Origin of the sequence: Actinopolyspora lacussalsi (assembly GCA_030803735.1) — a bacterium.
Classification (GTDB): Bacteria; Actinomycetota; Actinomycetes; order Mycobacteriales; family Pseudonocardiaceae; genus Actinopolyspora; species Actinopolyspora lacussalsi.
This window is the reverse complement of sequence record JAURUC010000001.1, coordinates 4686146-4712697: the sequence shown is the minus strand read 5'-3', so window position 1 is coordinate 4712697 and position 26552 is coordinate 4686146. Positions and strand designations below refer to the sequence as shown.

General features: G+C 69.8%; 21 protein-coding genes. 7 read left to right on the top strand and 14 right to left on the bottom strand.

The genetic code is table 11. The features are described 5' to 3' along the window. Window positions 1-3: 3 nt before the first annotated feature. The 4 genes from J2S53_RS21025 (at window position 4) to J2S53_RS21010 (ending at window position 4338) form a co-directional block, all read left to right on the top strand. Entirely contained in the window at window positions 4-1206 is a 1203-nt protein-coding gene (locus J2S53_RS21025) for a glycine C-acetyltransferase (RefSeq protein WP_456242430.1), read from the top strand. Further along, on the top strand, window positions 1203-2102 hold the full coding sequence (locus J2S53_RS21020; RefSeq protein WP_456242429.1) for a LysR family transcriptional regulator: 900 nt from the start codon (window positions 1203-1205) through the stop codon (window positions 2100-2102). Before J2S53_RS21025 ends, J2S53_RS21020 begins: the two co-directional genes overlap by 4 nt. Before the next feature lie 163 nt (window positions 2103-2265). Continuing rightward, on the top strand, window positions 2266-2739 hold the full coding sequence (locus J2S53_RS21015) for an Asp23/Gls24 family envelope stress response protein (protein ID WP_456242428.1): 474 nt from the start codon (window positions 2266-2268) through the stop codon (window positions 2737-2739). A gap of 135 nt (window positions 2740-2874) precedes the next feature. Further along, complete coding sequence (locus J2S53_RS21010; RefSeq protein WP_130469277.1) at window positions 2875-4338, top strand: aldehyde dehydrogenase family protein; 1464 nt, start codon at window positions 2875-2877, stop codon at window positions 4336-4338. A gap of 103 nt (window positions 4339-4441) precedes the next feature. On the opposite strand, the gene hutI is transcribed toward J2S53_RS21010, so the two are convergent. The 5 genes from hutI to hutH form a co-directional block, all read right to left on the bottom strand. Beyond that, window positions 4442-5602: an imidazolonepropionase gene (gene hutI, locus J2S53_RS21005; protein WP_456242427.1), complete on the bottom strand. Its 1161-nt coding sequence runs from the start codon at window positions 5600-5602 to the stop codon at window positions 4442-4444. Window positions 5603-5647: 45 nt separating this feature from the next. Continuing rightward, the gene (locus tag J2S53_RS21000; RefSeq protein WP_456242851.1) at window positions 5648-6970 is read right to left on the bottom strand and encodes a formimidoylglutamate deiminase; all 1323 of its coding nucleotides are present in this window, start codon (window positions 6968-6970) and stop codon (window positions 5648-5650) included. Window positions 6971-7041: 71 nt separating this feature from the next. Further along, on the bottom strand, window positions 7042-8256 hold the full coding sequence (locus J2S53_RS20995) for an allantoate amidohydrolase (protein ID WP_456242426.1): 1215 nt from the start codon (window positions 8254-8256) through the stop codon (window positions 7042-7044). Between the two features lie 210 nt (window positions 8257-8466). After that, the gene (gene hutU / locus J2S53_RS20990; protein ID WP_456242425.1) at window positions 8467-10119 is read right to left on the bottom strand and encodes a urocanate hydratase; all 1653 of its coding nucleotides are present in this window, start codon (window positions 10117-10119) and stop codon (window positions 8467-8469) included. Further along, window positions 10116-11723, bottom strand: coding sequence for a histidine ammonia-lyase (hutH, locus tag J2S53_RS20985; protein WP_456242424.1), 1608 nt, complete (start codon window positions 11721-11723; stop codon window positions 10116-10118). The genes hutU and hutH overlap by 4 nt, the downstream gene beginning before the upstream one ends. A gap of 209 nt (window positions 11724-11932) precedes the next feature. Here hutH and J2S53_RS20980 point away from each other — a divergent pair, with 209 nt between their 5' ends. After that, on the top strand, window positions 11933-12760 hold the full coding sequence (locus J2S53_RS20980; protein ID WP_456242423.1) for an IclR family transcriptional regulator: 828 nt from the start codon (window positions 11933-11935) through the stop codon (window positions 12758-12760). A gap of 84 nt (window positions 12761-12844) precedes the next feature. Here J2S53_RS20980 and J2S53_RS20975 read toward each other — a convergent pair whose 3' ends face one another. The 4 genes from J2S53_RS20975 to J2S53_RS20960 all read right to left on the bottom strand — a co-directional run bounded on the left by J2S53_RS20975 (window position 12845) and on the right by J2S53_RS20960 (window position 17262). Beyond that, on the bottom strand, window positions 12845-13186 hold the full coding sequence (locus J2S53_RS20975; protein WP_456242422.1) for a hypothetical protein: 342 nt from the start codon (window positions 13184-13186) through the stop codon (window positions 12845-12847). Beyond that, complete coding sequence (locus J2S53_RS20970; protein WP_456242421.1) at window positions 13183-13530, bottom strand: hypothetical protein; 348 nt, start codon at window positions 13528-13530, stop codon at window positions 13183-13185. The genes J2S53_RS20975 and J2S53_RS20970 overlap by 4 nt, the downstream gene beginning before the upstream one ends. A gap of 479 nt (window positions 13531-14009) precedes the next feature. Next, window positions 14010-16571 (bottom strand): MFS transporter, encoded by a 2562-nt coding sequence (locus J2S53_RS20965; protein WP_456242420.1) that lies wholly within the window; start codon window positions 16569-16571, stop codon window positions 14010-14012. 91 nt (window positions 16572-16662) lie between these two features. Continuing rightward, window positions 16663-17262: an acyl-CoA-like ligand-binding transcription factor gene (locus J2S53_RS20960; protein ID WP_456242419.1), complete on the bottom strand. Its 600-nt coding sequence runs from the start codon at window positions 17260-17262 to the stop codon at window positions 16663-16665. 138 nt (window positions 17263-17400) lie between these two features. Between J2S53_RS20960 and J2S53_RS20955 the strand changes: the two genes are divergently transcribed. Beyond that, window positions 17401-18264: a class I SAM-dependent methyltransferase gene (locus J2S53_RS20955; protein WP_456242418.1), complete on the top strand. Its 864-nt coding sequence runs from the start codon at window positions 17401-17403 to the stop codon at window positions 18262-18264. 136 nt (window positions 18265-18400) lie between these two features. On the opposite strand, the gene J2S53_RS20950 is transcribed toward J2S53_RS20955, so the two are convergent. Genes J2S53_RS20950 through J2S53_RS20935 form a run of 4 tightly spaced genes read right to left on the bottom strand, consistent with a single transcriptional unit; the run spans window position 18401 to window position 21754 of the window. Continuing rightward, entirely contained in the window at window positions 18401-19282 is an 882-nt protein-coding gene (locus tag J2S53_RS20950; RefSeq protein WP_456242417.1) for an ABC transporter substrate-binding protein, read from the bottom strand. Next, window positions 19279-19977 carry an ABC transporter permease gene (locus J2S53_RS20945; protein ID WP_456242416.1) on the bottom strand — a complete coding sequence of 233 codons (699 nt, stop codon included), beginning with the start codon at window positions 19975-19977 and terminating at the stop codon, window positions 19279-19281. Before J2S53_RS20945 ends, J2S53_RS20950 begins: the two co-directional genes overlap by 4 nt. Beyond that, window positions 19974-20642: an ABC transporter permease gene (locus J2S53_RS20940; RefSeq protein ID WP_175530211.1), complete on the bottom strand. Its 669-nt coding sequence runs from the start codon at window positions 20640-20642 to the stop codon at window positions 19974-19976. Before J2S53_RS20940 ends, J2S53_RS20945 begins: the two co-directional genes overlap by 4 nt. Beyond that, the gene (locus tag J2S53_RS20935; protein ID WP_456242850.1) at window positions 20642-21754 is read right to left on the bottom strand and encodes an ABC transporter ATP-binding protein; all 1113 of its coding nucleotides are present in this window, start codon (window positions 21752-21754) and stop codon (window positions 20642-20644) included. Before J2S53_RS20935 ends, J2S53_RS20940 begins: the two co-directional genes overlap by 1 nt. A 285-nt stretch (window positions 21755-22039) precedes the next feature. On the opposite strand from J2S53_RS20935, the gene J2S53_RS20930 reads away from it, so the two are divergent. Then, window positions 22040-23587, top strand: coding sequence for a bis-aminopropyl spermidine synthase family protein (locus J2S53_RS20930; RefSeq protein ID WP_456242415.1), 1548 nt, complete (start codon window positions 22040-22042; stop codon window positions 23585-23587). A gap of 297 nt (window positions 23588-23884) precedes the next feature. Here J2S53_RS20930 and J2S53_RS20925 read toward each other — a convergent pair whose 3' ends face one another. Next, window positions 23885-26344: a putative bifunctional diguanylate cyclase/phosphodiesterase gene (locus J2S53_RS20925; RefSeq protein ID WP_456242414.1), complete on the bottom strand. Its 2460-nt coding sequence runs from the start codon at window positions 26342-26344 to the stop codon at window positions 23885-23887. Window positions 26345-26552 lie beyond the last annotated feature (208 nt).

The following is a 26552-nucleotide window of genomic DNA, read 5'->3' as shown; positions in this document are numbered from 1 at the left end:
CCGATGTTCGGCAAAGCTGCCGAGGAACTGCGTGGCAGGCTGGACGAGATCCGGTCGGCCGGGCTGTACAAGCGGGAACGCGTCCTCGAAACGCCGCAGCGGGCACGCGTGGGAGTCGGCTCGGAAGCGGACAGCGGCGAGGTCCTCAACCTCTGCGCCAACAACTACCTCGGGCTGGCCGATCACCCGAAGCTGATCGAGGCCGCCAAGAACTCGCTGGACGAGTGGGGACTGGGGATGGCCTCGGTACGGTTCATCTGCGGTACCCAGGCCCCGCACAAGGAGCTGGAACGGCGCCTGTCGGAATTCCTGGGCACCGGCGACACCATCCTGTACAGCTCGTGCTTCGACGCCAACACCGGGCTGTTCGAGAGCCTGCTCGACGAGCAGGACGTGATCATCTCCGACGAGCTCAACCACGCGAGCATCATCGACGGTGTCCGGCTGTGCAAGGCACGGCGTGCGCGCTACGGCAACCGGGACACCGCCGATCTGGAACGCAAGCTGGTCGAGCACGCCGACGCCCGCTACCGGTTGATCGTCACCGACGGCGTGTTCTCCATGGACGGCTACCTGGCCCCGCTGGACGAGATCTGCGAGCTGGCCGAGCGCCACGACGCGATGGTCATGGTCGACGACTCGCACGCGGTCGGCTTCCTCGGGCCCAACGGCGCGGGGACCCCCGAACTGTTCGGTGTCACCGACCGGGTGGACATCGTCACCGGCACGCTCGGCAAGGCGCTGGGCGGCGCCAGCGGTGGTTACGTGGCGGCGTGGCCGGAGATCGTGGAACTGCTGCGGCAGCGGTCCCGACCCTACCTGTTCTCCAACTCGCTGGCCCCGCCGATCGTGGCCTCCGCGCTGGCCGCGCTGGATCTGGTGGCCTCGGAGCCGGGCATGCGGGAACAGCTGCGCTCCAACAGCGAGTTGTTCCGCCGCAGGATGACCGAAGCGGGCTTCGACCTGCTCCCCGGGGAACACCCGATCATCCCGGTGATGATCGGCGACGCGGCCGAGGCCAGTCGGATGGCGGATCTGCTGCTGGAGGAGGGCGTCTACGTGATCGGGTTCTCCTACCCGGTCGTGCCGCACGGCAAGGCACGCATCCGCACCCAGATGTCCGCGGCGCTGACCTCGGAGGACGTGGAGAACGCCGTCACGGCTTTCATCAACGCCCGGGAGAAGGCGGGTAAACTGGCCGAGTGATTGACCCGCGTCGACTGACCGTGCTGCGCGCACTGGCCGACCACGGCACGGTGCGCGCGGCGGCCGAGACGCTGTACCTCACCCCGTCCGCGGTCTCGCAGCAGCTCACCGCCCTGGAGCAGGAGGCGGGACAGGCACTGCTGATCCGCAGGGGCAGGCGGGTCGAGCTGACCGCGGCCGGGGAGCTGCTCGCCGAGCACGCGAAGGCCGTGCTGGCCGAGGTGGAACGTGCCGAGGCCAGCATGGCGGCCTGCGCAGCGGGCACCGTCGGGCGCGTCGAGGTGGCCTCGTTCGCCTCCGCCATCACGCGAGTGGTGGCGCCGTCCATCACCGCGCTGCGCGCCACCGCACCCGGGGTGACGGTGCTGGTGCGCGACGCCGAGGCGCACAACAGCCTGCTCATGCTGCTCGCGGGCGAGACCGACATCGCGATCTCGATGGAGTACGGCGCGACCGTCCGGTCCGACGAGGACCGGCTCACCAGGTATCCGCTCTACGCCGAACCGTTCGACGCGGTGCTGCCACCGCGCGATCCGCTCTGCGAGCGGGAGAGCCTGCCGGTGACCGAACTCGGCGAGTCCGACTGGATCGCGCCGCTGGCGGGAAACCCCTGCCGGGAGGTGGCGCAGACCTGTTTCGCCGACGCGGGATTCGCCCCACCCATCACCCACACCTCGGACGATTTTCACGCGGTGGTGGCCCTGGTGGCCGCCGGGACGGGCATGGCGCTGGTGCCGCGCAGCGCCATCCCGGCCGAGCACGGCGCCGAGGTGCGGCCGTTGCGCGACCGGGTTCCCACCAGGCGGGTCTTCGCGGCCGTACGGCGCGGCAGGGAGGAGCACCCGCTGCTGCGGCGGGTGCTGGATGCCCTGCTCACCTGCTCCGAAGAACTCTAGAAGCAGTGACGGCTTGCCGGGATAGACCGGGTAGCCGGCACGTGAGATGCGGCATACTCGCGGAACACCCGCCGGTTGGGGACACGTCCGACGATCGGCGTCCGACACACGGCGGATGAACGGCGAGCAGCCCGAATCACGCCAGGCTCGAAAGGAACGACACATGGCAGAGCAGGACAGCGAGCGGGCCGACAACGACTCCTCCGAGTCCCGGAAGCCCGTCCGGGTGGGCACTTCGGCCGACTCCTCGGAAGGCAGGACCAGCATCGCCGCCACGGTGGTGCAGAAGATCGCGGCGATCGCGGCGCGCGAGATCTCCGGGGTTCACGCGATGGGAGGCGGCGTTTCCCGCGCTTTCGGCGCGCTGCGGGAACGCATCCCCGGCGGCAGCGGCACCTCGACCGTCTCGGGCGTGCGGGTCGAGGTCGGCGAGAAGCAGACGGCGGTGGACCTGGACGTGGTGGTGGAGTACGGCCTGTCCATCGTGGAGCTGACCAGGAGCGTCCGGCGGAACGTGATCGAGTCCGTGGAACGCATGACCGGGCTGGAGGTCATCGAGGTCAACATCGACGTCAACGACATCCACCTGCCCTCCGAGGACGAGGAGGCGGAACCGGCGTCCTCCCGGGTCGAGTGAGTCGCGCACGCCGGTGAGCACGGCCGGAGCGCGCACACCGTGCTGCGAATGAGGAGCGATACCACCTCCGGGCATGCACGCGGAGGCCCACCGGTGGTGTGATGCGGTGGAAGGATTCGACGAAAGCGAGCGGCAATGGCGCCTGTGGAACGACAGCTGATCATCGGGGGTGGCTTCCGGGAAGCGGCCGACGGCCGAAGGACCACCGACAACGACCCCCTGACCGGCGAGGTGTTCGCCACCGTCGCGGCGGCCTCGGTCTCCGATGTCACCGAGGCGGTCGACGCGGCCGCGGCCGCGTTCGACGAGTGGTCGCGCACCGGGGCTCTGCGGCGCAGGGAGATCCTGCTGCGGGCCGCGGACCTGCTGGGGCAGTACACCGAACAGGCCGTCGAGCTGATGGCCGGTGAGGTCGGCGGCACTCGGCCGTGGGCGATGTTCAACGTCGAGCTGGCCGCCGACATCCTGCGCGAGGCCGCCGCGTCCACCACCGGACCGCGCGGCGAGGTGCTCACCTCCTCCGACCCCGACGAGTGGAGTTTCGCGCTGCGTCAACCCGCCGGAGTGGTCGCCGCCTTCGCGCCGTGGAACGCACCGCTGATCCTCGGCACCCGCTCGTTCGCCACCGCACTGGCCATGGGCAACACCGTGGTGCTCAAACCGAGCGAACAGGCCCCGCTGGCGGCCGGTCTGTGGCTGGCCGGGATCCTGCGGGAAGCCGGGCTGCCGGACGGCGTGCTCAACGTGGTCACCAACGACGGCGCGGACGGCGCCGAGATCGGCAACGCCCTGATCGCCGACCGCAGGGTCCGGCGGGTCAACTTCACCGGATCCACCGAGGTCGGGCGTTCCATCGGGATCGAGGCCGCCCGCCACCTCAAACCCGCCGTGCTGGAACTGGGTGGCAAGAACTCGGTCCTGGTGCTCGACGACGCCGACCTGGACTACGCGGTGGACGCGGTGACCTTCGGCGCGTTCATGAACGCGGGCCAGATCTGCATGTCGGCCGACCGGGTGCTGGTGCCCGAGACGATGCGGGCGGAGTTCGGCGAACGCCTGGGCAAGAAGGTAGCCGGACTTCCCTTCGGTGATCCCCGGGAGACGGACACCGTGATCGGCCCGGTGATCGACGAACCGGCCGCGCGACGGATCGCCTCGCTGGTCGACGACGCACTCGCCCGGGGAGCCGTGGCGCACTGCGGCGGGCAACCACCGGAGGGGGCGATGTACCGGCCGACCGTGCTGAGCGAGGTCACACCGGAGCACCGGATCTACTCGGAGGAGATCTTCGGCCCGGTAACCACGGTGCTCGGGTACGAATCCGTCGAGGAGGCGATCGGGGTGGTCAACGACACGCCGTACGGGCTGACCGGTGGCGTGATCACCACCGACACGCGGAAGGGCTGGGAGATCGCGCGGCGTGTCGAGACCGGCATCTTCCACATCAACGACCAGTCGGTCGGCGATCAGCCGCAGGCGCCGTTCGGCGGGATCAAGGACTCCGGTTTCGGCCACTTCGGCGGGCGCAGCGGCGTCGAGGCGTTCACCGACACCCGCTGGGTGACCTTCCGGGAGCGGCAGGCGCGGTACCCGTTCTGAGCACGCGCGGGGGAACGTCGCGCAGCTGGTCGGGTAGCCGGCACGTGAGTCGGCGCCTCGCCGCGTTGGGCCCGCTCTTGAGTAACGACGGTGCGTCCCCCGCTCAGCGCACCGGTCGTCCGGCTTGCCACACCCGGTGGGTCAGCGGAACCCCGGGGCGATAGGCCAGCCAGGACGCGGCGGGGGCGTCCAGCGCGTGCACATCGGCACGGGCGCCCGGACGCAACACACCGAGCGCTCCCTCGCCGGTGTCGCGCCGCAGTGCCCGGGCACCTCCCCTCGTGGCCGCGTACACCGCCTCGGACACGGTCATCCGCAGTTGCAGCACCGCCGTGGCGACGCAGAACGCCATGGACGAGGTGTAGGACGAACCGGGGTTGCAGTTGGTGGCCAGTGCCACCGTGGCCCCGGCGTCGAGCAGCTCCCTGGCGGGCGGCAGCGGTTGACGCGTGGACAGGTCGCAGGCGGGCAGCAGGGTCGCCACGGTCCCCGACCCGGCGAGCGCGGCGATGTCGGTACCGGTTAGGTGCGTGCAGTGGTCCACACTGGCCGCTCCCAGCTCCACGGCCAGCGCCACGCCCGAGCCCGGTTCCAGCTGGTTGCCGTGCACCCGCAGCCCCAGGCCGCGTTCCCGAGCGGCCAGCAGCACGCGGCGGGCCTGCTCGGCGTCGAACGCGCCGCGTTCGCAGAACACGTCGCACCAGGACACGTCCTCGGCGACCGCGTCGAGCATCGGCCCGCACACCAGGTCCAGGTAGTCCTCGGCATCCCGTTCGGGAGGCACGAGATGGGCGCCGAGGTAGGTGACCTCGTCCACCTCGGCCGCCGCGATGCGGGCGGCACGCAGCTCGTCCTCGACGGTCAGTCCGTAACCGGTCTTGGTCTCCAACGACGTCGTGCCCTGCGCGGCCGCCTCGGCGATGTGGGCACGCAGGTTCGCGGCGAGCCGCTCGTCGTCGGCCGCGCGGGTGGCGCGCACGGTCTCGGCGATCCCGCCCGCGGTGTAGGGCTTTCCGGCCATGCGGGCGGTGAACTCGGCGGTGCGATCACCGGCGAAGACCAGGTGGGTGTGGCTGTCGACCCAGCCGGGCAGTACGGCTCGCCCTTCGAGATCGACGCGGTTGTCGGCCCGCGGCGCGCGCTCGGCCGCGCCGACCCAGGCCACCCGGTCCCCCTCGAGCACCAGGGCCGCGTCGGTCCGCGTTCCCAGTTCCTCGTCGTTGGTGGTCAGCTCGGAGATTCCGGTGATAAGGGTGGACGTCATCGATCTTCCTCGCCACGTGGGTGGACTCGCGGGAAACCTCGTCGCTCACGAGTCCTCGACCAGTTCCCGAGTGCTTTCGCGCAACGTGCCCGCCACGTCCGGCACGAGCTGGTGGACGCCCTCGCGGACCACCCGCCTGCCGTCGACGACCACATCGGTCACGTCCCCCGACGTCGCCGCGGTCACAGCGGCACGCGGGGGCACCCCGGCCAGCCGCGGGCTGTCCAGGTCCAGGGTGACCAGATCCGCGCGGGCGCCGAGCTCGATGCTGCCCGCGTCCGGCCAGCCCAGCGCACGATGTCCGGTTCCGGTGGCCATCATCGTGAGCTCGTCCGGGGAGAAGTGGCCGCGCACCTCGCTGCGCAGCCGCATGCCGGACTCGACGGCACGTGCCTCGGCGAACGGATCGATCACCGAGTGCCCGTCACTGCCCAGCGACAGCGGGCAGCCCGCCACCGAGAGCTCGTCGGCCGGACCTGTCCCGTCGGCCAGGTCCGACTCGGTGGTGGGGCACAGGCACACCCCGGCGCCGCTGCGTCCCAGCCTGGCGATGTCGCCCGCCGTCGGGTGCGTGGCGTGCACCGCCGTGGTGGCGGTTCGCAGCATCCCCTGCTCCTCCAACAACTGGGTGGGGGTGCGACCGTGCACCGCGAGGCAGGCGTCGTTCTCCGCACGCTGCTCGGACAGATGAACGTGCAGCGGCACCCCTCGGGTGCGGGCGAACTCGCGCACCACCGGCATGGCGGCTTTCGGAACGGCCCGCACCGAGTGCAGCGCGGCACCGAGGATCACCCCGTCGTGGCTGCCGTCGAATCCGTGCACCCGCTGGGCCCACTCGTCCGCGGTGTCGTCGGAGAACCGGGTCTGCACCCCTTCCGGCGGGGGACCGAAACCACTGCTGAGATAGCAGGTGTCCAGCAGGGTCAACCTGATCCCGGCCTCGCGGGCCGCTGCCACCAGCGCCGCGCTCATGGCGTTGGGATCGTCGTAGCGCTGCCCGCCCGGGGCGTGGTGGAGGTAGTGGAACTCCCCCACGGCGGTGAACCCCGCCAGCACCATCTCCGCGTACACCCCCAGGGCCAGCCGGTAGTAGGTGTCCGGGTCCAGTCGCTCGGCCACGCGGTACATCCGGTCGCGCCAGGTCCAGAACGTGCCGCGTTGCTCCGCTCCCCTGCCGCGCAGCGCGCGGTGGAAGGCGTGCGAGTGCACGTTCGCGGCACCGGGCAGGGTCAGGCCGCGCAGTCGTGGGGTGTCCGGCGGTGGTTCGACCGCCGGGGTGACGCCGGTGATTCGCGCACCGTCGGTCTCGATCAGCACGTCACGGCCGGGGCCGTCCTGCAGCCAGGCCCACTCGCACCAGTAGGACATCCGTTCGGGCAGCTCCTCTCGTGTCACGGGCACCGCCTGTTGTCGAGGCCGACGGACGTCGGGTCCGGCGGTCATCGGCTCCACCGCCGCAGCACCGTCGCGAGCGCTTCGGCACCGGCGTCGCAGTCGGCCGGTTCGGCGTGCTCCTCCGGAGCGTGACTGACACCGGTGGGGTTGCGCACGAACAACATGCCGGTGGGCATCCGCGCGGCGAGCACCCCGGCGTCGTGCCCGGCGCCGGTGGGCAGTTCCGGTGCGTCCAACATCGTGGTGAGCTCGTCGCGCAGCGAGCCGTCGAAGGACACCGTGTCCGAATAGGACTCCTCGGACAGTCGTACCGAGCACCCCTCCTCGGCTGCCAGCACGCCCGCACGGCGGTGGAGCTCGTCCACCATTCCCCTGGTGTCGGCGTCGGTGTGCGCGCGGGCGTCCAGCCAGACGTCGACCGAGGCGGCGATCACGTTGGTTCCCGACGGGAGCGGCTGGATACGTCCGACCGTGGCTCTGGCGTCGTCGTGGTTCGCGGCGACGCGACGGGCTTCGGCGACCAGCAGCGAGGCGGGCAGCATCGGATCCCTGCGGTCGCCCAGTGGGGTGGCTCCGGCGTGATTGCCCTGTCCGGTGAACCGGAACCGCCACCTGCCGTGGGCGAGCATCGTGGACGCCACCCCGACGGGTCGCTGTCGGTGTACCAGCCCCCTGCCCTGTTCCACGTGCAGTTCCAGGAACCGGGACACCCGGGCCAGGTTGGACTCGTCCGGTCCGGTGTGGTCCGGGTTCTTCCCGGCAGCGCGCATCGCCTCGGCCAGTGTGGTTCCCGAGTCGTCGCGCAGCCCGAGCACTCGCTCCGGCGCCACGGTTCCGGCCGCCAACCGGGAACCCAGGCAGGGGAGCCCGAAACGCCCGCCCTCCTCCTCGGCGAAGACCACCAGGGCCAGCGGACGACCGGGGCGGAATCCCTCGGCACGCAACCGGTCCACCGCGGACAGGGCGCTGACCACGCCCAGCGGCCCGTCGAACTCGCCGCCGCCGGGCACGGAGTCGAGATGACTGCCGGTCGCGACCGCCCCCTCGCCGGGGCCGGACACTCCGGGTCCCGACCACCAGGCCCAGAGGTTGCCGTTGCCGTCGGGCACGACCTCCAACCCCCGTCGTGCGGCCTGTTCGACGAACCACTCGCGCAGCTCGTGCTCCGGGGTTTCGAAGACGTGCCGGGAGTACCCGCCACGGCCGTGGTCCCTACCCACTCGCTCGATGTCGGCGAGCAGCTCACTCGGCGTGGACACCGTTCCCTCCGTTCACTCGCTCCTCGGAGCTTCCCGCTCTCCGGTGGCCGTTGCCGATTCCGTTCCCCGCCCGTTCCGTTCCCCGCCCGGCGATTTCGCGAGAAATCGACACTCCCACGGGGGTGGTGGCGCGGCCGGGCGTCAATTTCGCGAGAAATCGACGTCCACCGACGATCAACCGCGCGGCTTTCGTCAGCCGCCCAGGCTTCGTCAAGGTCGTGGAATTCGGACACCGCGTTCGTCGGCCACCTCGCGCGCCCTGTCGTAACCCGCGTCGACGTGGCGCATCACCCCCGTGCCGGGATCGTTGGTCAGCACCCGACGCAGCTTGCGCTCCGCCAGCTCACTGCCGTCGGCCACGATCACCTGACCCGCGTGCAGCGACTTGCCGATACCGACACCACCCCCGTTGTGCACGGACACCCAGGTCGCACCGGATGCCGTGTTGACGAGGGCGTTGAGCAGCGGCCAGTCCGCGACGGCGTCGGAACCGTCTGCCATCGCCTCGGTCTCGCGGTAGGGCGAGGCCACCGAACCGGTGTCCAGATGGTCCCTTCCCAGCACCACCGGGGCACGCAGTTCGCCGGAGGCGACCATCTCGTTGAACCGCACCCCCGCCAGTTCGCGCTGTCCGTAGCCCAACCAGCAGATGCGGGCGGGAAGCCCCTGGAACGAGACCCGCTCGCCCGCCATCCGGATCCAGCGGGCCAGGTGCTCGTCCTCACCGAACAGCTCCAGGATCGCCCGGTCGGTGGCGGCGATGTCGGCCGGATCGCCGGACAGCGCGGCCCACCGGAACGGCCCCTTGCCCTCGCAGAACTGCGGCCGGATATAGGCGGGCACGAAGCCCGGGTAGTCGAAGGCTCGCCCGTAACCGGCGGTGCGGGCCTCGCCGCGCAGCGAGTTTCCGTAGTCGAACACCTCGGCCCCCGCGTCGTGGAAGCCGACCATCGCCTCGACGTGCCGGGCCATGGACTCCCTGGCGCGCGCGGTGAACTCCTCCGGATCGCGACCGGCGTAGTCGGCCCAGTCCGCGGTGGACACCCCGACGGGCAGGTAGGACAGCGGATCGTGCGCGGAGGTCTGGTCGGTGACGATGTCCGCCTCGACACCGCGCCGCAGCAGTTCCGGCAGCACCTCGGCCGCGTTGCCGATCACCGCCACCGAGCGGGGTTCGCGGCGTTTCCTGGCCGACTCGACGCGTTCGAGCGCGTCGTCGAGCCCCTCGGCCACCTCGTCCAGATAACCGTGCCCGACACGGCGGTGCGCCCGGTCCGCGTCGCACTCGACCACCAGCGCCACCCCCTCGTTCATGGTCACCGCGAGCGGCTGGGCACCGCCCATCCCGCCCAGTCCGGCGGTGACGGTGAGGGTTCCGGCCAGTGTCCCGCCGAAGCGTTTCGCGGCCACCGCCCCGAACGTCTCGTAGGTGCCCTGCAGGATCCCCTGCGTACCGATGTAGATCCAGGAGCCGGCGGTCATCTGGCCGTACATCGTCAGCCCCAGCGAGTCGAGCCTGCGGAACTCCGGCCAGTTCGACCAGTCCCCGACCAGGTTCGCGTTGGCGATCAGCACCCGCGGCGCCCACTCGTGGGTGCGCAGCACCCCGACCGGTTTGCCCGACTGCACCAGCAGGGTCTCGTCCTCGGAGAGTTCGGTCAGCTCACGCACGATCGCGTCGTAGCTGGCCCAGTCCCTGGCGGCCTTGCCGGTGCCGCCGTAGACGACCAGGTCGTCCGGCCGTTCGGCCACCTCGGGGTCCAGGTTGTTGCGCAGCATGCGCAGCGGTGCTTCGGTGCTCCAGCTCCGCGCGGTCAGTTCGGTTCCGCGCGGGGCGCGCACGGTACGGCTCGCTGTTGTCACGAGTGGCCTCCGAGTACGGGATCGACGTGTTCGGCCGCCGCCCGGTGGACCTCACCGGAGGCGAGCAGCTGTTCGGCGGCCAGGATCTGGGGAGCGACGTGCTCGTCCGGCCCCGGACCGGACACCTGGGTACGCAGCAGGTCGCGCACCGCAGCCGTGGCGGGTGCCGGACGCAGCGGCGCGCGCAGGTCGAGCGCCCGGGCGGCTGTCAGCAGCTCGACGGCCAGCACCTTGCGCAGCCCGGACACGGCGGTGCGCAGCTTGCGGGCGGCCGACCAGCCCATGGACACGTGGTCCTCCTGCATCGCGCTGGTCGGGATGGAGTCGACCGAGGCGGGATTCGCCGCGCGCTTGAGGTCGGTGACCACGCCTGCCTGGGTGTAGTGCGCGATCATGTAGCCCGAGTCCACCCCGGGGTCGTCCGCGAGGAAGGCGGGCAGGCCCTGCGACCTGGCGACGTCGAGCATCCGGTCGGTACGGCGCTCGGCGATGCCCGCGACGTCGGCCAGCGGTATCGCGAGGAAGTCGAGCACGTGCGCCAGCGGCGCGCCGTGGAAGTTGCCGTTGGACTCCACGCGCCCGTCGTCGAGCACCACCGGGTTGTCGATCGCGGCGGCGAGCTCGCGTTCGGCGACGGTGGCGGCGTGCTCGATGGTGTCGCGCGCGGAGCCGTGCACCTGGGGCGAGCAGCGCATCGAATAGGCGTCCTGCACCCGGGTGCAGTCGGGTCCGCGGTGACTGGCCACCACGGGTGAATCGGCGAGCAGCGCACGCATCCGCGCGGCCGAGTGGGCCTGTCCCGGATGCGGGCGCAGCGCCTGCAGGTCGGCCGCGAACGCGCGGTCGGTGCCCAGCAGCGCCTCCACGCTCATCGCGGCGGTGACGTCGGCGACGTCGACCAGTTCGGACAGGTCGCGCAGTGCCAGCACCAGCATCCCCAGCATGCCGTCGGTGCCGTTGGTGAGTGCGAGACCTTCCTTCTCGGCCAGCGTGACCGGCCGGATTCCCACCTCCGGCAGCGCCTCGGCCGCGGGCCTGCGCGCTCCCGCCGCGTCGAACACCTCGCCCTCGCCGGTCAGCGCCAGCGCCACGGCGGCCAGCGGCGCCAGGTCGCCGGAGCAGCCCAGCGAACCGTACTCGTGGACCACCGGGACGATGCCGGAGTTGAGCAGCTCGGCCAGCGCGTGCGCGGTCTCGGGGCGCACCCCGGTGCGGCCGGTGGCCACGGTGTGCAGCCGCAGCAGCATCAGTGCGCGCACCACCTCCGGCTCCACCGGATCGCCCGCCCCGGCCGCGTGGGAGCGCACGAACGACGCCTGCAGCGCGGCCCGCCGTTCCGGTGGGATGTGGCGGATTGCCAGCGCGCCGAAGCCGGTGGAGACCCCGTAGGTGGGTTGTTCGGCGGCGGCGAGGGTGTCGATGTGCTTGCGGGTGTCGCCGATGCCCTGCTCGGCCGATTCGGAGAGCCGCACGCTCGCCCGCCCACGGGCCACCGCCATCACCTGTTCGACGGTGAGTGGTTCCGGCCCGACCTCGGTGGGCGCGGTGCCGGAATGCCCCGGGACCGGATGCTGGGTGGGCGGATGCTCGACGTTGTACCGCATGGGTCCATCCCATCGCGGGACGCGCCTGCCGGAAAGCCGGGATACGGTGTTCGTGTCTGGGATTTCAGACATCGGCGCGTTGCCGGGTAGGCATACCGTTCCGGGGCGTCGGTCAACCGGATCGGGATCAACCGGATCGGGGTCGGCGAGCTCGGTGCGGCGGGCTTGGTTCAGCCGGTCGGGCCGGTCGCGTTCGAAGGAGAGAGCTCTTGGGATCCAGCAGCGACGTTCCGGCGCTGCGACGCGGACTCGCGGTGTTGCGAGTGCTGGCGGCACGGCCCGGACCGGTGTCGGCGGCGGTGATCGCGCGGGAGCTGGAGCTGCCCCGCTCCACGACCTATCACCTGCTGGCGGAGCTGACCGAGGCCGGTTTCGTGACCCACCTGCCCGAGGAACGGCGCTACGGGCTGGGGGTGGCGAGTTTCGAACTGGGTTCGGCCTACCTGCGGCACGAGCCGCTGGAACGGCTGGCCGGACCGTTGCTGCGGGATCTGGTGGACCGGGTGGGCTACAACGCACACCTCGGCGTACTGCACGGCAACGAACTGCTTTACCTGATCAAGGAACGGCCGTCACGACCGCAGACGCTGGTCACCGACGTGGGCGTGCGGCTACCCGCGCAACTGACCGCCTCGGGCAGAGCGATGCTGGCGCACCTGCCACGCACCCAGGTCCGGGCGCTGTTCCCCCGCGGGGACAGTTTCGTGCTGCGCACCGAGCGGGGACCGCGGGATCTTCCCGAGCTGCGGCGACTTCTCAGGCGGGAGTACCGGATGGGGTGGTCGGTGGAGGACGGCCAGATCACCGAGGGGTTCGCCTCGGTCGCCAGCGCGGCGTTCGATCACGGCGGGCGTCCCACCGCCGCCATCAGCGTCACCATGCGGCACCACTGCGAACCGGTCGAGACGGCCGCGGCGGAGAGCGGACGATCCCGCGCACCGTGCGGGGCGAACTGGCCGGAACTCGCCCGGCTGGTGCGGGCGACAGCCGACGAGCTGACCAACCGGATAGGTGGGCGAACCGGCCGAGGCGATTGAGCCGCGACCCGACGTCCACGCGGCCGGCCGACACCGGTCGTGGTCAACGGTCGAGTCCGGACCGCTCCGGAACTCGGCAGTGCACTACCGACGGTCCTCGGCGAACCGGGACCTCGGCGGAGGGGATGGGCCGTACCGGTGGCGGTGCAGGATCAGCAGCGCGAAGTAGCCGACGATACCCGCGAACGCGAGGATGCCCAGCGCCTTCGATCCCTGCTGACCCGGCAGCATCAGGTTGGCACCGTTCAGCGAGATCATCAGCCCGAGCAGCAGCTGGTTGCGCCCGGCCGCGCGACTCGCGGCTGTGCCGCGAGCCCAGGGGCGTACCGCCACCCTCCCGGTCCAGCCCAGGGTCCCGAACAGCACGGCCGCAGCACTTCCGACGAATCCGACCGCCAGGGAAACGAGCAGGAACCAGTCCGTCATCCCGCCAGCCGCTTCGCGGCGTAGGGCGACTGCGAACCCGGCTGCGGCCGGGGACCGTACTTCCTTCGGTGCAGGATCGACAGGGTGAAGAAAGCGACCATGGTCACCGCCAGCAGGGCACTCAGCGGACCGAATCCCGTGCCGGGCACGACTGCCACAACACCGTTCATTCCGATGATCAGGCCGAGCAACATCTGGTTCCGGCCGCCCTCCCGGTTCGCCCGGGTCCAAGGCGCCCAGCAACTGGCGGAGACCTTACCCGCCCAGCCGAGCGCGCCGTAGACCATGAACATCGCGCCGACGAGCGGCGCGACCACCAGCCACGCGACACCGAAGGAGTCCATGACTCCGCGATACCAAACAACCGGCCCCGTTGTCCGCCACGTTACGAAATCTCCACAGCGGACTCACCCGGACGTCCGAAAGTTCCGCTTCCACACAGCGTTCCGAGCGCACGGCACTCCGAGCGCGGGAGCGGCCTGGAACCGATCCGCTACCCCACCGTGCGTTTCGAGGCATACCGCTCTCCGGGCCGCGGTGGCGGACCGTACCGCCTTCGGTGTCGAAGCCCCAGAATCAGATAACCGAGCGCGGCCACGACAGCGACGACGGACAACAGCAGCGAGACGAGCCCCGACCACACGGTGCCGATCCCGAGCAGCAAGTAAGCGGAACCACCAGCGCCGGGCACGAGCCCGAGCGGAATGAAGTTGCGGCCACTGTCGCGGAAACTCCACAGCGGACTGCCTCGGACAGCGGAACCGCCGTCCGAGCCGGTCGGGGGCGACGAACGCAGGGCCCCGACCGGACGGACGCCGCGCGGTCAGGGTGTCGCGGGAGTCGGGAGCACGCTCTCGGGCTCGGTGTCGTACTCCAGCTCCATGTCGTGGTCGATCCCCTCGCCACCGGTCAGGCGCAGCCGGACCGAGTCGGGTTCGGGACCACGGGCCGCCAGTGTGTAGTCACCTTCCGGAAGACCGTCGAACGCGTAGCTACCGTCGACTTCCGGGCTGGTCACGGCCACACTGGTACCGCGCTCGTCGAGCAGGACCAGGCGGAGCTCGGTCAGCGGGGTGCCGTCCGTACGGGCTCGCACGGTGCCCCGGATCCGCCCCGAGGCGGACAGCGCGAGATCGTGGTGGGTGTTCTCCCCGGCCCCGCACGTCACGGCAACCGCAGCGGGCCGGTGTCCGGGGGCCGAGGCGGTGAGCGTGTAGGTGCCCGCCTCCAGCCGGGGAAGCCGGTAGTCCCCCGCCGGTCCGGTGGTCACCGCGTCGAGCACCTCTCCCCGGGCATCGGTGATCGTGACCGTGGCCTCGGAGAGCCCGCTGTCACCGCTGCCGGTGACAGTGCCGGTGACGGCGGCTGTGGGGTCACCGATTCCGCTGCCACCCACGGTCATGTCGCGACGGGTGGACCGATCGCCGACGCCGATCGTGCGGACTCCGGGAGCGTGTTCCCCGGAGGCGGCCACGAGCAGGTAGTTTCCCGGGCTCGGCAGGGTGAGTTCGTACTCGCCGTTCCCGTCGGTGCGAGTCTGCGCCACCTGATTGCCCGTCGGCTCGATCACGGTTATCGGTGTGTCCGCCAGGGGGCGCCCCGCGGTGTCGTGCAGCTGCCCGTGAGCGCCGGGTCCTGCCGTCTCAGCCGGTTCGGCCCCGGATAAACCGCCGGTCTCCGCCGCGGTCACCGAGGCGGTGGTCATCGCCGTGGTCTCGACCCGCGAGGTTTCCGACCGGGTGTCCAACGGCTCGGCATCCGCACGAGCGGGCGCGCCGTGCTCCTGGTTTTCGGAGGTCGCACCCGCCTCGGCGTTGCGCTCGGTGCCCAGCGGCTTCTCCCGCTGCAGCAGCGCGAGCACGAACGCCGCACCCAGCAGCGGGACGAAGTAGAAGAACACCGGCGGCAGCGCTCCGGCGAACGCCTCGACGAAGCCGTCGCGCAGCTGCGGCGGCATCTTCTCGAGTGCCTCCGGGGTGATGCTGCTGGCGTCGGTCGAGGCCTGCTCGGCCAACCGCGGCGGCAGCGTCTGGTCCAGCTGGCCGGACAGCCTGCTGTTGAACAGCGTTCCCACCAGCGCGGTACCCACGGAGGCACCGAGCTGCCGGAAGAAGTTGACCCCGGAGGTCGCCGATCCCAGGTCGGCGCGGGACACCGAGTTCTGCACGGCGGTGGTCAGCACCGGCATGATGGAGCCGATCCCGGCGCCGAGCAGCACCATGTAGCTGCCCGACTGCAAGCGGGTGGTTTCGACGCCCATCGTGGAAAGCAGGTACATCCCGACGCCTGCCAGCACCGTGCCGTAGATCGGGAAGATCTTGTAGCGCCCGAACTGCGTGATCAGCTGTCCGGTGAGGAACGAGGCCCCCATCATGCCGATGACCATGGGCAACATCAGCAGCCCGGAGTTGGTCGCTCCCGCGCCACCGACGATCTGCAGGTAGGTCGGGATGTAGGTCACCGCTCCGAACATGGCCAGCCCGACCGCCAGACCCAGCGAAACGCAGATCACGAAGATGCGGTCGGTGAACAGCCGCAGCGGGATCACCGGTTCGGTGGCGCGGCGTTCGGCGAAGACCCAGCCCACGGTCAGTACGACGAACCCGGCCAGCAGCCCGAGGATCGTCGGGCTGTCCCAGGCGTAGTCGGTACCGCCCCAGCTGGTGACAAGCACCAGGCACGTGACGGCTCCCGCCATCAGCGCCGCCCCGGGATAGTCGATGCGCGGGGACCGGTCACTGCCGGGAAGCTTGAGCACCAGGCTGACCACGGTGATCGCCACCGCACCCAGCGGAATGTTGATGTAGAAGATCCAGCGCCAGTTCAGCTGCTCGGTGAAGAAGCCGCCCAGCAGGGGCCCGAGCACCGTGCCGATTCCGATCAGCGGCGCCAGCATGCTCATGTAGCGTCCCCGCTCCCGGGGACTGGTGATCTCGCCGATGATCGACTGCGCACCGACCATCAGTCCACCGGCCCCGACTCCCTGGACGGCGCGGAAGGCGATGAAGGCGTTCATCGACTGCGCGATTCCGGCCAGCACGGAGCCGAGCAGGAACATGCCGATGGAGAACAGGAAAACGGGTTTGCGGCCGAGCAGGTCCCCCAACTTGCCGTACAACGGCATGGTGACGACCTGGCCGAGCAGATAGGCGGTGACCGTCCAGGAGATCCGGTCGAAACCGTCCAGGTCACCGGCGATCGTGGGCAACGCCGTGGACACGATCGTCTGGTCCAGCGCCGCCAGCAGGATGCTCAGGATCAGACCGACGAAAATCAACCAGATGCGGCCCTGACTCAGCCGCGTCCCCTCTTCCGGAGGTGAGGTTTCCTCCCCGGTGGGTGACGTGGTCGCGTCGCGGGCGCGCGAGGGCGCGGCGTTCGGCAACGAAACTCCTCGTCGTCAACAGGCGGTGTCGCTCGTGGAGCGCGCGGTGCGGGGTCCCCGGTCATACCCGGCACCGGGGAGCCGTTCGGTTTCAGAGGCCGAGCTGAAGACGGTCGAAGGCCTCGTCGATCAACGCGTCGAGTTCGGCGTCACTGCCGCCGTGCCAGTGCTGGAAGGTCACGCGAGCCACCGTGGTGACCGTCGCCGCCACCAGCTTGGGGCGTAGCTCGCTCTCGACGCCCACGCCGAGGTGTTCCGCCACCGCTTCGGCGATGGCGCGTTCGGCGGCGGCGAAGTTGGCCATGTGCTGCGGCAACAGTGCCGGACACTCGGAGAGCAGCCGTTTGCGCAACAGCATCTCCTCGCGCATGTCGACGACATCGACCGCTGCATCGTGCAGGGCCCGTCGCAGGATCGACAGCAACGGCTGATCGGAGGCGGCCTCCAGGGCCGCGCTGATCCGGCACTGGAGCTCGGCTCCGTCACCGACCAGCGCTTCTTCCTTGCTGCCGAAGTAGTTGAAAAATGTTCGTGTCGAGACTCCGGCCTCCTGGCCGATCGCCTCTACCGTGACCTGATCCACACCGTGAGCCGCGGCCAGTCGCAGTGCCGCACCGCGGAGCGCGCGGCGAGTGGCCCGCTTCTTGCGCTCGCGAAGCCCCGCACCGGCAGTCACGTGTGTCGTCGTCACGCGGCTATTATTGCGCTCAATGTAAATTTGCGCAACACGCAAAATCATGTCACCAGCCACACCCCGACACCTCGGTAGTATTTGCGCGATTGGCAACTTTCCGTGCCAAACACGCATGACAGTTCTAGCGTGGGACACATGAGCCACCCACACGCGAACGCGACTCACCACGATGCCGCGCACGACCACCAGCACGACCGGAATCAGGCCGAGATCCTCGAACTGGATGCGGAAGTGCTCGCCGAGCACATCGATTCGATCGCCGCGTGGCTGCCAGTCACGGCCGCTCCCCGCGAGATCGTGGACCTGGGCTGCGGGACGGGAGCAGGAACGTTCGCTCTGCTCAACCACTTTCCCAGGGCGCGCGTAACGGCGGTCGACTCCTCGCCGGGGCACCTCCAGCGGCTGCGTGAGAAGGCGCAGGCAGCGGGGTTGACGGAGCGCGTGCGCACCGTGGAGGCCGATCTCGACGCCGACCGGCCCGACCTCGGCACGCCGGACCTGGTGTGGGCGTCCGCATCGATGCACCACATGGCCGAGCCCGACCGCGCGCTGCGCCGGATCAACGAGATCCTCGCCCCCGGTGGACTGCTCGCCGTCGTCGAGCTGGCGGGCTTTCCCCGCTTCCTGCCCGAGAACGCCCCGGAAGAGCGCCCCGGCCTGGAGGAGCGTTGCCACGCCGCGAGCGAGCGCCGCCACGCCGAGCACCTGCCCCACCGGGGCGCTGACTGGGGGCCAAAGCTGACCGCCGCCGGCTTCACCGTGGTGGGCGAGCGCGGCGTCACCGTCGACATCGAGGGTTCCCGCGACGAAGCGGTCGGCAGGTACGCCCTCGGCAGCCTGCGACGCATCCGCGGCGGCATCGCCGAGACACTGGCGGCCGAGGACCTGAGTGCGCTCGACAGGTTGCTCGACACTGAGGGGCCGGGCAGCATCCTGCGCCGCGACGACCTCGCGGTGCGCACCGAACGCACCGTCTGGGCCGCGCGCTCCGGGACCTGACTTACGAGCGACCACTGCCCGGATTCAGCGCCACCAGATACCAGTTGCCGGGCACCCGCTCATGCGGCGGGGAGCTCCCGCCGAGCGAGTTCCCGGCAACCCGGGCGGCAACGCCGCGTCAGACTTCGAGGCCGCTTCAGAGCTCGAGTTGGTCCACGAACCGTTTGGCCAGATCCTTCGGATTGGCCTTGTCCACCGACATCTCCTTGTTCATGCGGGTGAGATCGGCCGTGGTCAACTGTTCGGAAACCCTGTTGAGCACCTCGGCCCGCTCGTCGTTCAACGCCCCCTCGTGTGCCAGCGGCAGCACGTTCTGCGCGGGGAACATGTTCTTCGGGTCGTCCAGGGTCGCCAGGTTGTCGCGGTCGATCGCGGCCGTGGTGCTGAACAGGTTGGCCACCTGGATACGGCCGTCGTTGAGCGCGTCGACCCGAACGCTGCCCGCTTCCAGGTTCTTGATGTCGGCGAAGGTGCAGCCGTAGACCTCGGAGATGCGCTGCTTCCAGCGCGGTGCCCACTCGGAGGGCGCTCCCAGCACGAGGTCGCCACAACGCGATCCCAGATCCGACATGGAACGCAGCCCGGTCTGGGCGGTCTCGCTCGTCACCGTGAGCACGTCGGAGTTCTCAGCCGCGGAGTAGTCCAGCACCCGGAGGCTGTCCGGCAACGCTCCCTCGAGCTCCCGGTAGATCCTCTCGGAGCCGGTGGCCGAGGCGTTCTCCTCGAAGTGCCGCAGCAGGTTGCCCGTGTACTCCGGAATCACCGAGATCTCACCGTCGCGGACCGCGCCGACGTAGACCTCGCGAGCACCGATGCGGCCCTTGGTCGTGACCTCGGCACCGGTGCCGCGCAGCGCTTCGGCGTAGATCTCCATCAACAGCTGGCTCTCGCTGAAGTTGGCCGATCCCACGACGATCGGCCCGCCCGAGTCGGCACCCGACTCGGTGGGATCGGCGCATCCGGACAGCAGTCCCGTGGCGGCCACCAAGGCGACCACCGGTGCTACCAGCCGCTTCATCGTTGTTTCCTCCTGCCTCGGGGCCGTGCCCCGGTGTTCGCGGCGGTAAGCGTCACCCCGCGTGGTACGAGCAACCAGGTGAGCCCCGCCAGTGCCAGATCGACCAGCACGGCCAGCAGCGCGATCAGGATCGCGGCCGAGGCCATCTGGTCGTAGCGCCCGATCGTCTGCCCCTCGATCAACAACTGCCCCAGACCGCCGAGGCCGACGTAAGCCGCCACCGCCGTGGTCGCCATGACCTGCAACATCGCGTTGCGCACCCCGCCCATCAGCAGGGTGAGCGCGTTGGGAAGCTCCACCTGCCACAACCGCTGCTTCGAGGTCATGCCCATGCCCTTGGCGGCATCCACCGCCTGGGAAGGAACGGCACGCACCCCGGCGTAGGTGCCGGACAGCACCGCGGGAAAAGCGAGCACCACCAGCGCGGCCAGCGCGATGCTTCCCCGGAACAACACCGCGAGCCCGGTCACCAGACCAAGTGTGGGCAGGGCGCGCATGGCGTTGCTGAATCCCACGAGGAACACCGAACCTCGACCGGTGTGTCCGATGTAGAGGCCGAGCGGAACCGCCAGCAGGGCAGCGGCGCAGACCGCGAACAAGCAGTAGAGCAGGTGCAGCCACGCCTGGCGCAGCACACCTTCGTCGCCGGTCCAGTTGGACGGGTCGAGCAGCCAAGCCGCTATGTCGGTGATCAAGAAGCGATCACCGCCCGCCCGGCGCGTTCCCACGGGGTCAGCAGGCGGCAGCCGAGCACCAGCAGCAGATCGACCAGCAGCGCCAGCAGCACGGTGAGCACGATTCCGACCGGTATCTGCACCAGGTCCCGCTCGAAACCGACCATGAACAACCGCCCCAGCCCGCCGGTCCCCACCAGAGCACCCACGCTGACCAAGCTGATGTTGCTCACTGAGGCCACCCGCACTCCCGAGGTCAACGCCGGGACCGCCAACGGCAGCTCCACCGTGAGGAACCGGCGGTGCGGGCGGTAGCCCATCGCGGTGGCAGCGATCGTGACGTGGGTGGGCACCGCCTCCAGGGCGTCGAGCACCGGGCGCACGAGCAGCGCGGTGGTGTAGAGCGTCAGCGCGATGACGACGTTGAGCGACGAGGTGAAGTCGGTACCGAGCAGGCTGGGCAACAGCACGAACACCGCGAGCGACGGGATGGTGTAGACGATGCCCGCGGTGCCGAGCAGCGCCGCCCGCGACCAGCCGACCCGTTGGGCGATCCTGCCCAGCGGCAGCGCCAGCAGCACCCCGGCCAGCAGCGGAACCAGCGAGAGGTAGACGTGTTGGCCGATCTGCTCCAGCAGCACCTCGCGGTTGGACGGACTGGAGAAGTACCTGAGCAGTTCGTCCATCACTGGACAGCACCCTCGGCGACCGCCGGATGTCGCCGTGATTCCAGGATGTCGAGCACCTGGCGGGCCGTGACCACGCCGAGGTGGACACCGTCCTCGTCCACGACGACCCCGAGACCGGAGGGAGCCGACAGGGCAGCGTCCAGCGCGCCGCGCAGCGGGGCACCGCTGGTGTGCAGCGATCCACCCGCGATCAGCTGGTCCTCGGTGAGCTGGCCGTGGATGGGGGCTCCCGGCGGGAGCCAGCCGCGTGGCCGGTCGTGCGGGTCGAGCACCAGCACCCACTCGGCCTGGCTGGGAACATCGGCGCTGGTGTCGCCGATGCGAACGGTGTCCACGGAACCGGGGACGAGCCCGTCCGAATCCACGAAGGACAGTCTGCGGTAGCCGCGGTCCCGCCCGACGAACGAGGTCACGAAGTCGTCGGCGGGTTCCGCCAGCAGTTGTTCGGGAGGCGCGTACTGCGCGAGGTAGCCGCCCTGCCGCAGCACCGCGACGTTCTCGCCGAGCTTGACCGCCTCGTCGATGTCGTGCGTGACGAACAGGACGGTCTTGCCCAGCTCGCCCTGCAACCGCAGCAGCTCGTCCTGCAGCCCCTCCCGTACCACGGGATCGACGGCGCTGAACGGTTCGTCCATCAGCAGCACGGGCGGATCGGCGGCCAGTGCGCGGGCGACCCCCACCCGCTGCTGCTGCCCACCGGAAAGCTGCACCGGGTAGCGCTTCCGGAGCTCGGCCGGCAGTCCCACGCGTTCCAGCAGACCCTCGGCCCGACGCCGCGCGTCGCGTCTGCTGTGCCCGAACAACCGGGGCACGGTGGCGACGTTGTCGCGAACCGTGCGGTGCGGGAACAGTCCCGCCTGCTGGATCACGTAGCCGATACCCCTGCGCAGCCCGGCCGGCTCGGAGTCGCGAACATCGTCGCCGTCGACCAGTACTGTCCCCGAGGACGGTTCGATCATCCGGTTGACCATCCGCAGCAGTGTGGTCTTGCCACAACCGGAGGGGCCGACCAGCACGGTTATCGTTCCCACGGGAACGGTCAGGCTCAACTCCTGCACGGCGACCGTGCCGTCGTCGTACTGCTTGCGCACGGACCGGAACTCGATCACCGAGCCCCCTCCCGGATCACCGACGGTCACTCGCCGACCGTCGCAAGCCTCGCCGAGCTTAACCCGATCAGCTGTCTCACGCGATGTAATGAGACTTACGCGTAACCACCGCTCCGTTCCGACAGCGGAAGTCACACGAACGTGCCCTGCGGAACTCACACCTGTGACACCGATGAACACGTTTCGAGCAAGACGGGCGCCGGGGTGTGGGACACCCGCTGGTGTGCACAATTGGTTGCGCACCGCCGAACCGGACGAGTGCGGACACCGACAGCGGGACGGGACATGAGCACCCAGGTTGAAGTCGCCACCGACTCCACGGGAGTCGAGGCGGTTCGCGAGCGACTCCACCACGAAGGCGTGCTCGCACGTCCGCTGCGGCACGTTTTCGCACTGCTGACACGCCGGGCGCACACCCTGCCGGAGCTGGTGCGGCTCTGCCGCACACCGCGCAGAACGGTGGAGGAACTGATTCGGCTGGCGGGCGAGGACGTCGAGCGAGGCCCGGACGGCTACCGACTGCGGGACTCCGCTCACGAGCTCTATCGGGAACGGATCCTGTTCGACGAGCACGAGGCCCCACGGGAGGACGAGGAGGTCGAGCGGCTCCTCCGCGAGTTCATCGCCACCGGCCCGGCGCCCTGCGCCGCGCTGGACCACGTGACGGCCACCGCCGGGACCGCGGTGCGCCGCGCCGCGTGGCTGCGCGACAACTACGACCTGCACCGGGCTCACCTGCTGCTGCTCGGTGATCACGACCTGACCTCGCTGGCGAGCTGCCTGCTGATTCCGGAGCTGCGGGTCACCGTGGTCGACCTCGACGAGCGGATCCTCGCCCACATCGACGGAATCGCGGCCGAGCACCAGCTGTCGGTGCACACCGTGCACGCGGACCTGCGGTTCGGACTGCCGACGGCGTTGGTGGACGGTTTCGAGCTGGTCTTCAGCGACCCGCCCTACACCCCCGAGGGGATGGGGCTGTTCACCGCACGGGCCGCGGAGGCCATGGCCGACGGCAACAGCAGACTGCTGCTGGCCTACGGCTTCAGCCCGCGCACACCGGCACTGGGGCACAAGGTGCAGCAGGAACTGCTGCGGCTGGGCATGGTGTTCGAGAACATCGTCGCCGATTTCAACGAGTACCACGGGGCCGAGGCCATCGGGAGCACGAGCGCGCTGTACGTGTGCCTGCCCACCGCGAAGGCCCACAGGTCGACGGGTGAGCGGCACGCGATCTACACCCACGGCCCGCAGTCGCTGGAAAGCGGCGAGGAAGCTCCCGGCACCGATTTCCTGCGGGCGCTCGGTGGGGCCGTCGGCAGCGAGGTAAGGGAACTGCGTTCGCCCGGCTGGCAACGTCCGCTGCGGACCGGTGGAGCGGTCCCGGTCTTCGACCTCCGCGCCGATCCCGGACCGTGGTTGCTGCGGATGCTGCTCGCCTGCAACGCCGAGCGGGCGGGTTTCCTCGTGCCGAACCGGCATCCCGACATCACCAGCGAGCACGCGCAGAGCTCGCTGTCGCACGTGGTGGGAGCCAAGTACTCGCTGCGCTTCCAACGCGGCAAACCGGACGCCAACCACGCGGTCGTGGTCGCGGAACGCCGGAAACAGGGCGGCGGGATCGCCGGGTACCTCTCGCACCGGGCGCACGGCAAGATCGGCAACGTCTGGCGCGAGGCTCTGATCGCGAACTCCGAAACCCCGTTGACCAAGCGTGCGGCGAAGGCGCACGTCGAAGCGCTCGTGGCCGACAGCGCCGATCTGGGGCTGCGGCTGATCGACCTCCCCCGCCACCGACTGAGCACGTTGCTGCACACCGAAGCCGACTCGTGAACCCTTCACACGCGCCGCTTCGGGGCGGGCGTCGATTTCTCGCGAAATCGCGGGGAGGGCGGTGAGGGCGGCACAGTCCGGGCTCCGTCGATTTCTCGCGAAATCGCCGCGCCATCGACGCAGGCCGAACTCCTACCACCTTCGCAGCAGAACCGACCGCGGGTTCTCCGGTGCGGCTCTCGTGAGGACGGCCCCGACGTTGTGTAGGTCGCTACCCGATGTCGGGGCACCCGCAGCGAGAGCCGTGCCGGAGGTTCCGCCAAGTCACCACCCGCGACAACCAAGCTGCGGAATCCACTAGTTCGGCCCGCGTGCGGCGATGAGGGAACCTCCGGCGAGCATGGCGTGGAACTCGGCGGCGGGAACCGGCGGTGAGAAGAACCAGCCCTGGTGCTCGAACACCCCCGCCCCTAGCAGGGTGTCGAACTGCTGCGCGTTCTCGACCCCCTCGGCGATGCAGGAACGCCCCATGGCGTTGGCCATGTCCACGACGGCCTTGGCCACCGCGAAGTCGCTGTTGTCGGAGTGGATGTCGGCCACGAACCGGCGGTCGACCTTGATGATCTGCGCGGGTAGTTCCTTGAGCCGCGCCAACGACGAGAAACCGGTGCCGAAGTCGTCCACGGCGAACCTCGCACCCCGATCGACCAGTTCCGTCATGGCCGCCCGAGCACGCGAGGGCAGATCGACCAGGGAACTCTCCACCAGTTCCAGCACCACTCTGTCCCAGGAGATACCCGCCTGGTTCACGCAGTCGGTGACGTAGTCGACGAAATCGTGATCACCGGGAACCATCCCGGCCAGGTTCACCGCCACCGACACCGCCGTCGCGCCGGATCCGGGCCACTCCGCCGCCTCGCGCAGCGAGGTGCGCAGCACCCAGCGGTCTATGTCACGCATCAGCCCGCCCTGGTCGGCGACCGGGAGGAAGGTCCCGGGGGAAAGCAGGCCACGTTCCTGGTGCGGCCACCGCAGCAGTGCCTCGGCGCTGACGATGATTCCGCGCCGATCCACCACCGGCTGGTAGTACAGCGTCAGCTGGTCGTGGTGCAGCGCCTCCCGCAGCTGGCCCTCCAGGTGGAGCTGGCTGTCCGCCGAAGCCATCAGCGACGGCCCGGCCAACGACACCCTGCCGGGGCCACCCCGCTTGGCCTCGAACATGGCGGCGTCGGCGAAGCGGAGCAGATCGGCACCGTCGTCGGTCCCGTCCGGCACGGAGGCACCGATGGAGGCCGACACCCGAACCAACTGGCCACGTACCGGAACGGCGGTTCGTAACAGACCGGAGACCCTGGTGGCCAGCGAGTCGGTACCCCCGACCTCGTGGACGTCGGAACAGATGACCACGAACTCGTCCCCGGAGATACGAGCGGCGACACAGCCGTCGGGCAGCCCGCCCTCCAACCGCCGGGCCAGTGCCACGAGCAGGTCGTCCCCCGCGTCGTGGCCGAGCGAGTCGTTGATCCGCTTGAAGTTGTCGATGTCGCAGAACAACACCGCGATGCGATCGGGATCGCCCTCCGCGAGCATGTTGCCCAGCATTTCCTTGACCGCGGCCCGGTTGGGCAGTCCGGTCAGCTCGTCGTGGGTGGCCTGGAACCGCAGTGCCTCCGCGTTGCGGCGACGTTCGGTGACGTCCTGGAAGACCACCAACCAGGACTTCGTTCCGTCGTCGCGCACCGACAACGAACTGTGCAGCTCGCAGTAGACCGGTCGACCGTCGGAGCGGGCCAGCATCCGCTGCAGCGGTTCGTCGCGTCGACCGTTCGAGGCGTCCCGCAGCTCGGTTCCGCCGAGGCCGCCCCCTGGGTCGTCGGGATGCGTTATCCCGCTGACCGTATTGCCCCGCAGCTCCTGCAGCCGGTAGCCGAGCAGGTCGCACATCGCGTCGTTGGCGTCGATCAACCGCTCGGTCTCGTCGAACAGCCCGATGCCGACCGGAACGACGCTCACCAGGTCGGTGAATCGCTGGCTGGAGCGTTCCATGCGGGTGACGGCGGTGCGCTGCTCGGTCACGTCCTGGGCGGTCCCGACCAGCAGTGGGCGGTCGGCGACGTCGGTTATCACCGCTCCGTGACAGAGCAGAATCCGCATCTCCCCGTCCGGACGGATATAGCGGTACTCGATCTCGAGGGGAATGTGGTTCTCGATCAACTCCTGCCAACAGCGGTCGACCCGCGGGCTGTCCTCCGGATGAATGTGATCGAGGTAGTACTCGTACGTGGTCTCGGTACCGGGAGGTGTACCGGTGATCTCCAGCAGTGTTTCGGACAACCGGAGCGTGTTGGTGTGCGGGTTCCCCTCCCAGGTACCCAATCCGGCCACGCGCTGCGCGTTCTGCAACTTGCGGCGTTCGTTGGCCAGCGTCCGCGCGGTGGGGGTCATCAGGTCGGAGACGTCGACGAGCAGCGTGACCGTCAACTTCGGGTTTCCGCGGTTCGGCCAGCTCAGGACACGGAACCAGATGTCCTGGGCACGATCACTCGGCTTGGCGAACTCCCCCTCGACGGTCAGTAACTCGTTCAGGGAGCGCCCCGGCAGAGCACCACCGGAGTTCGCTCCCAGCAGCGCGGCGGCCTGATCGGTGGCGCGGATGATCGTCCCGGACGGACTGCTCAACAGCGCGGGTGCATCGGGCAACGGTTCCACCGCCGCGTCGAGATCGGCGGTCACACCGGGACCGACCGGCTGGTACGTCTCCGGGGGATGTGGTTTCCCCCGTCCCGTTCGCCGGTCCTGTCTGCTGCGTTCGGTCACGGACCAACCTCCGCATCGCCACTGCGTTCGCGCTACGCCCCCGACCGGCTGATCGTTCAATAGTGGCATGAACCACAACTGATAATTCCAACCATACCGGCGTTCGGGTGAAAATCTAAGCCGCGACGTCACCGTTACGGCTGACTCTCCTCAAGCTGAGACGTGGAGCCGCCGACAACGTGACGCGCTGTCGAACAAATCACACAGT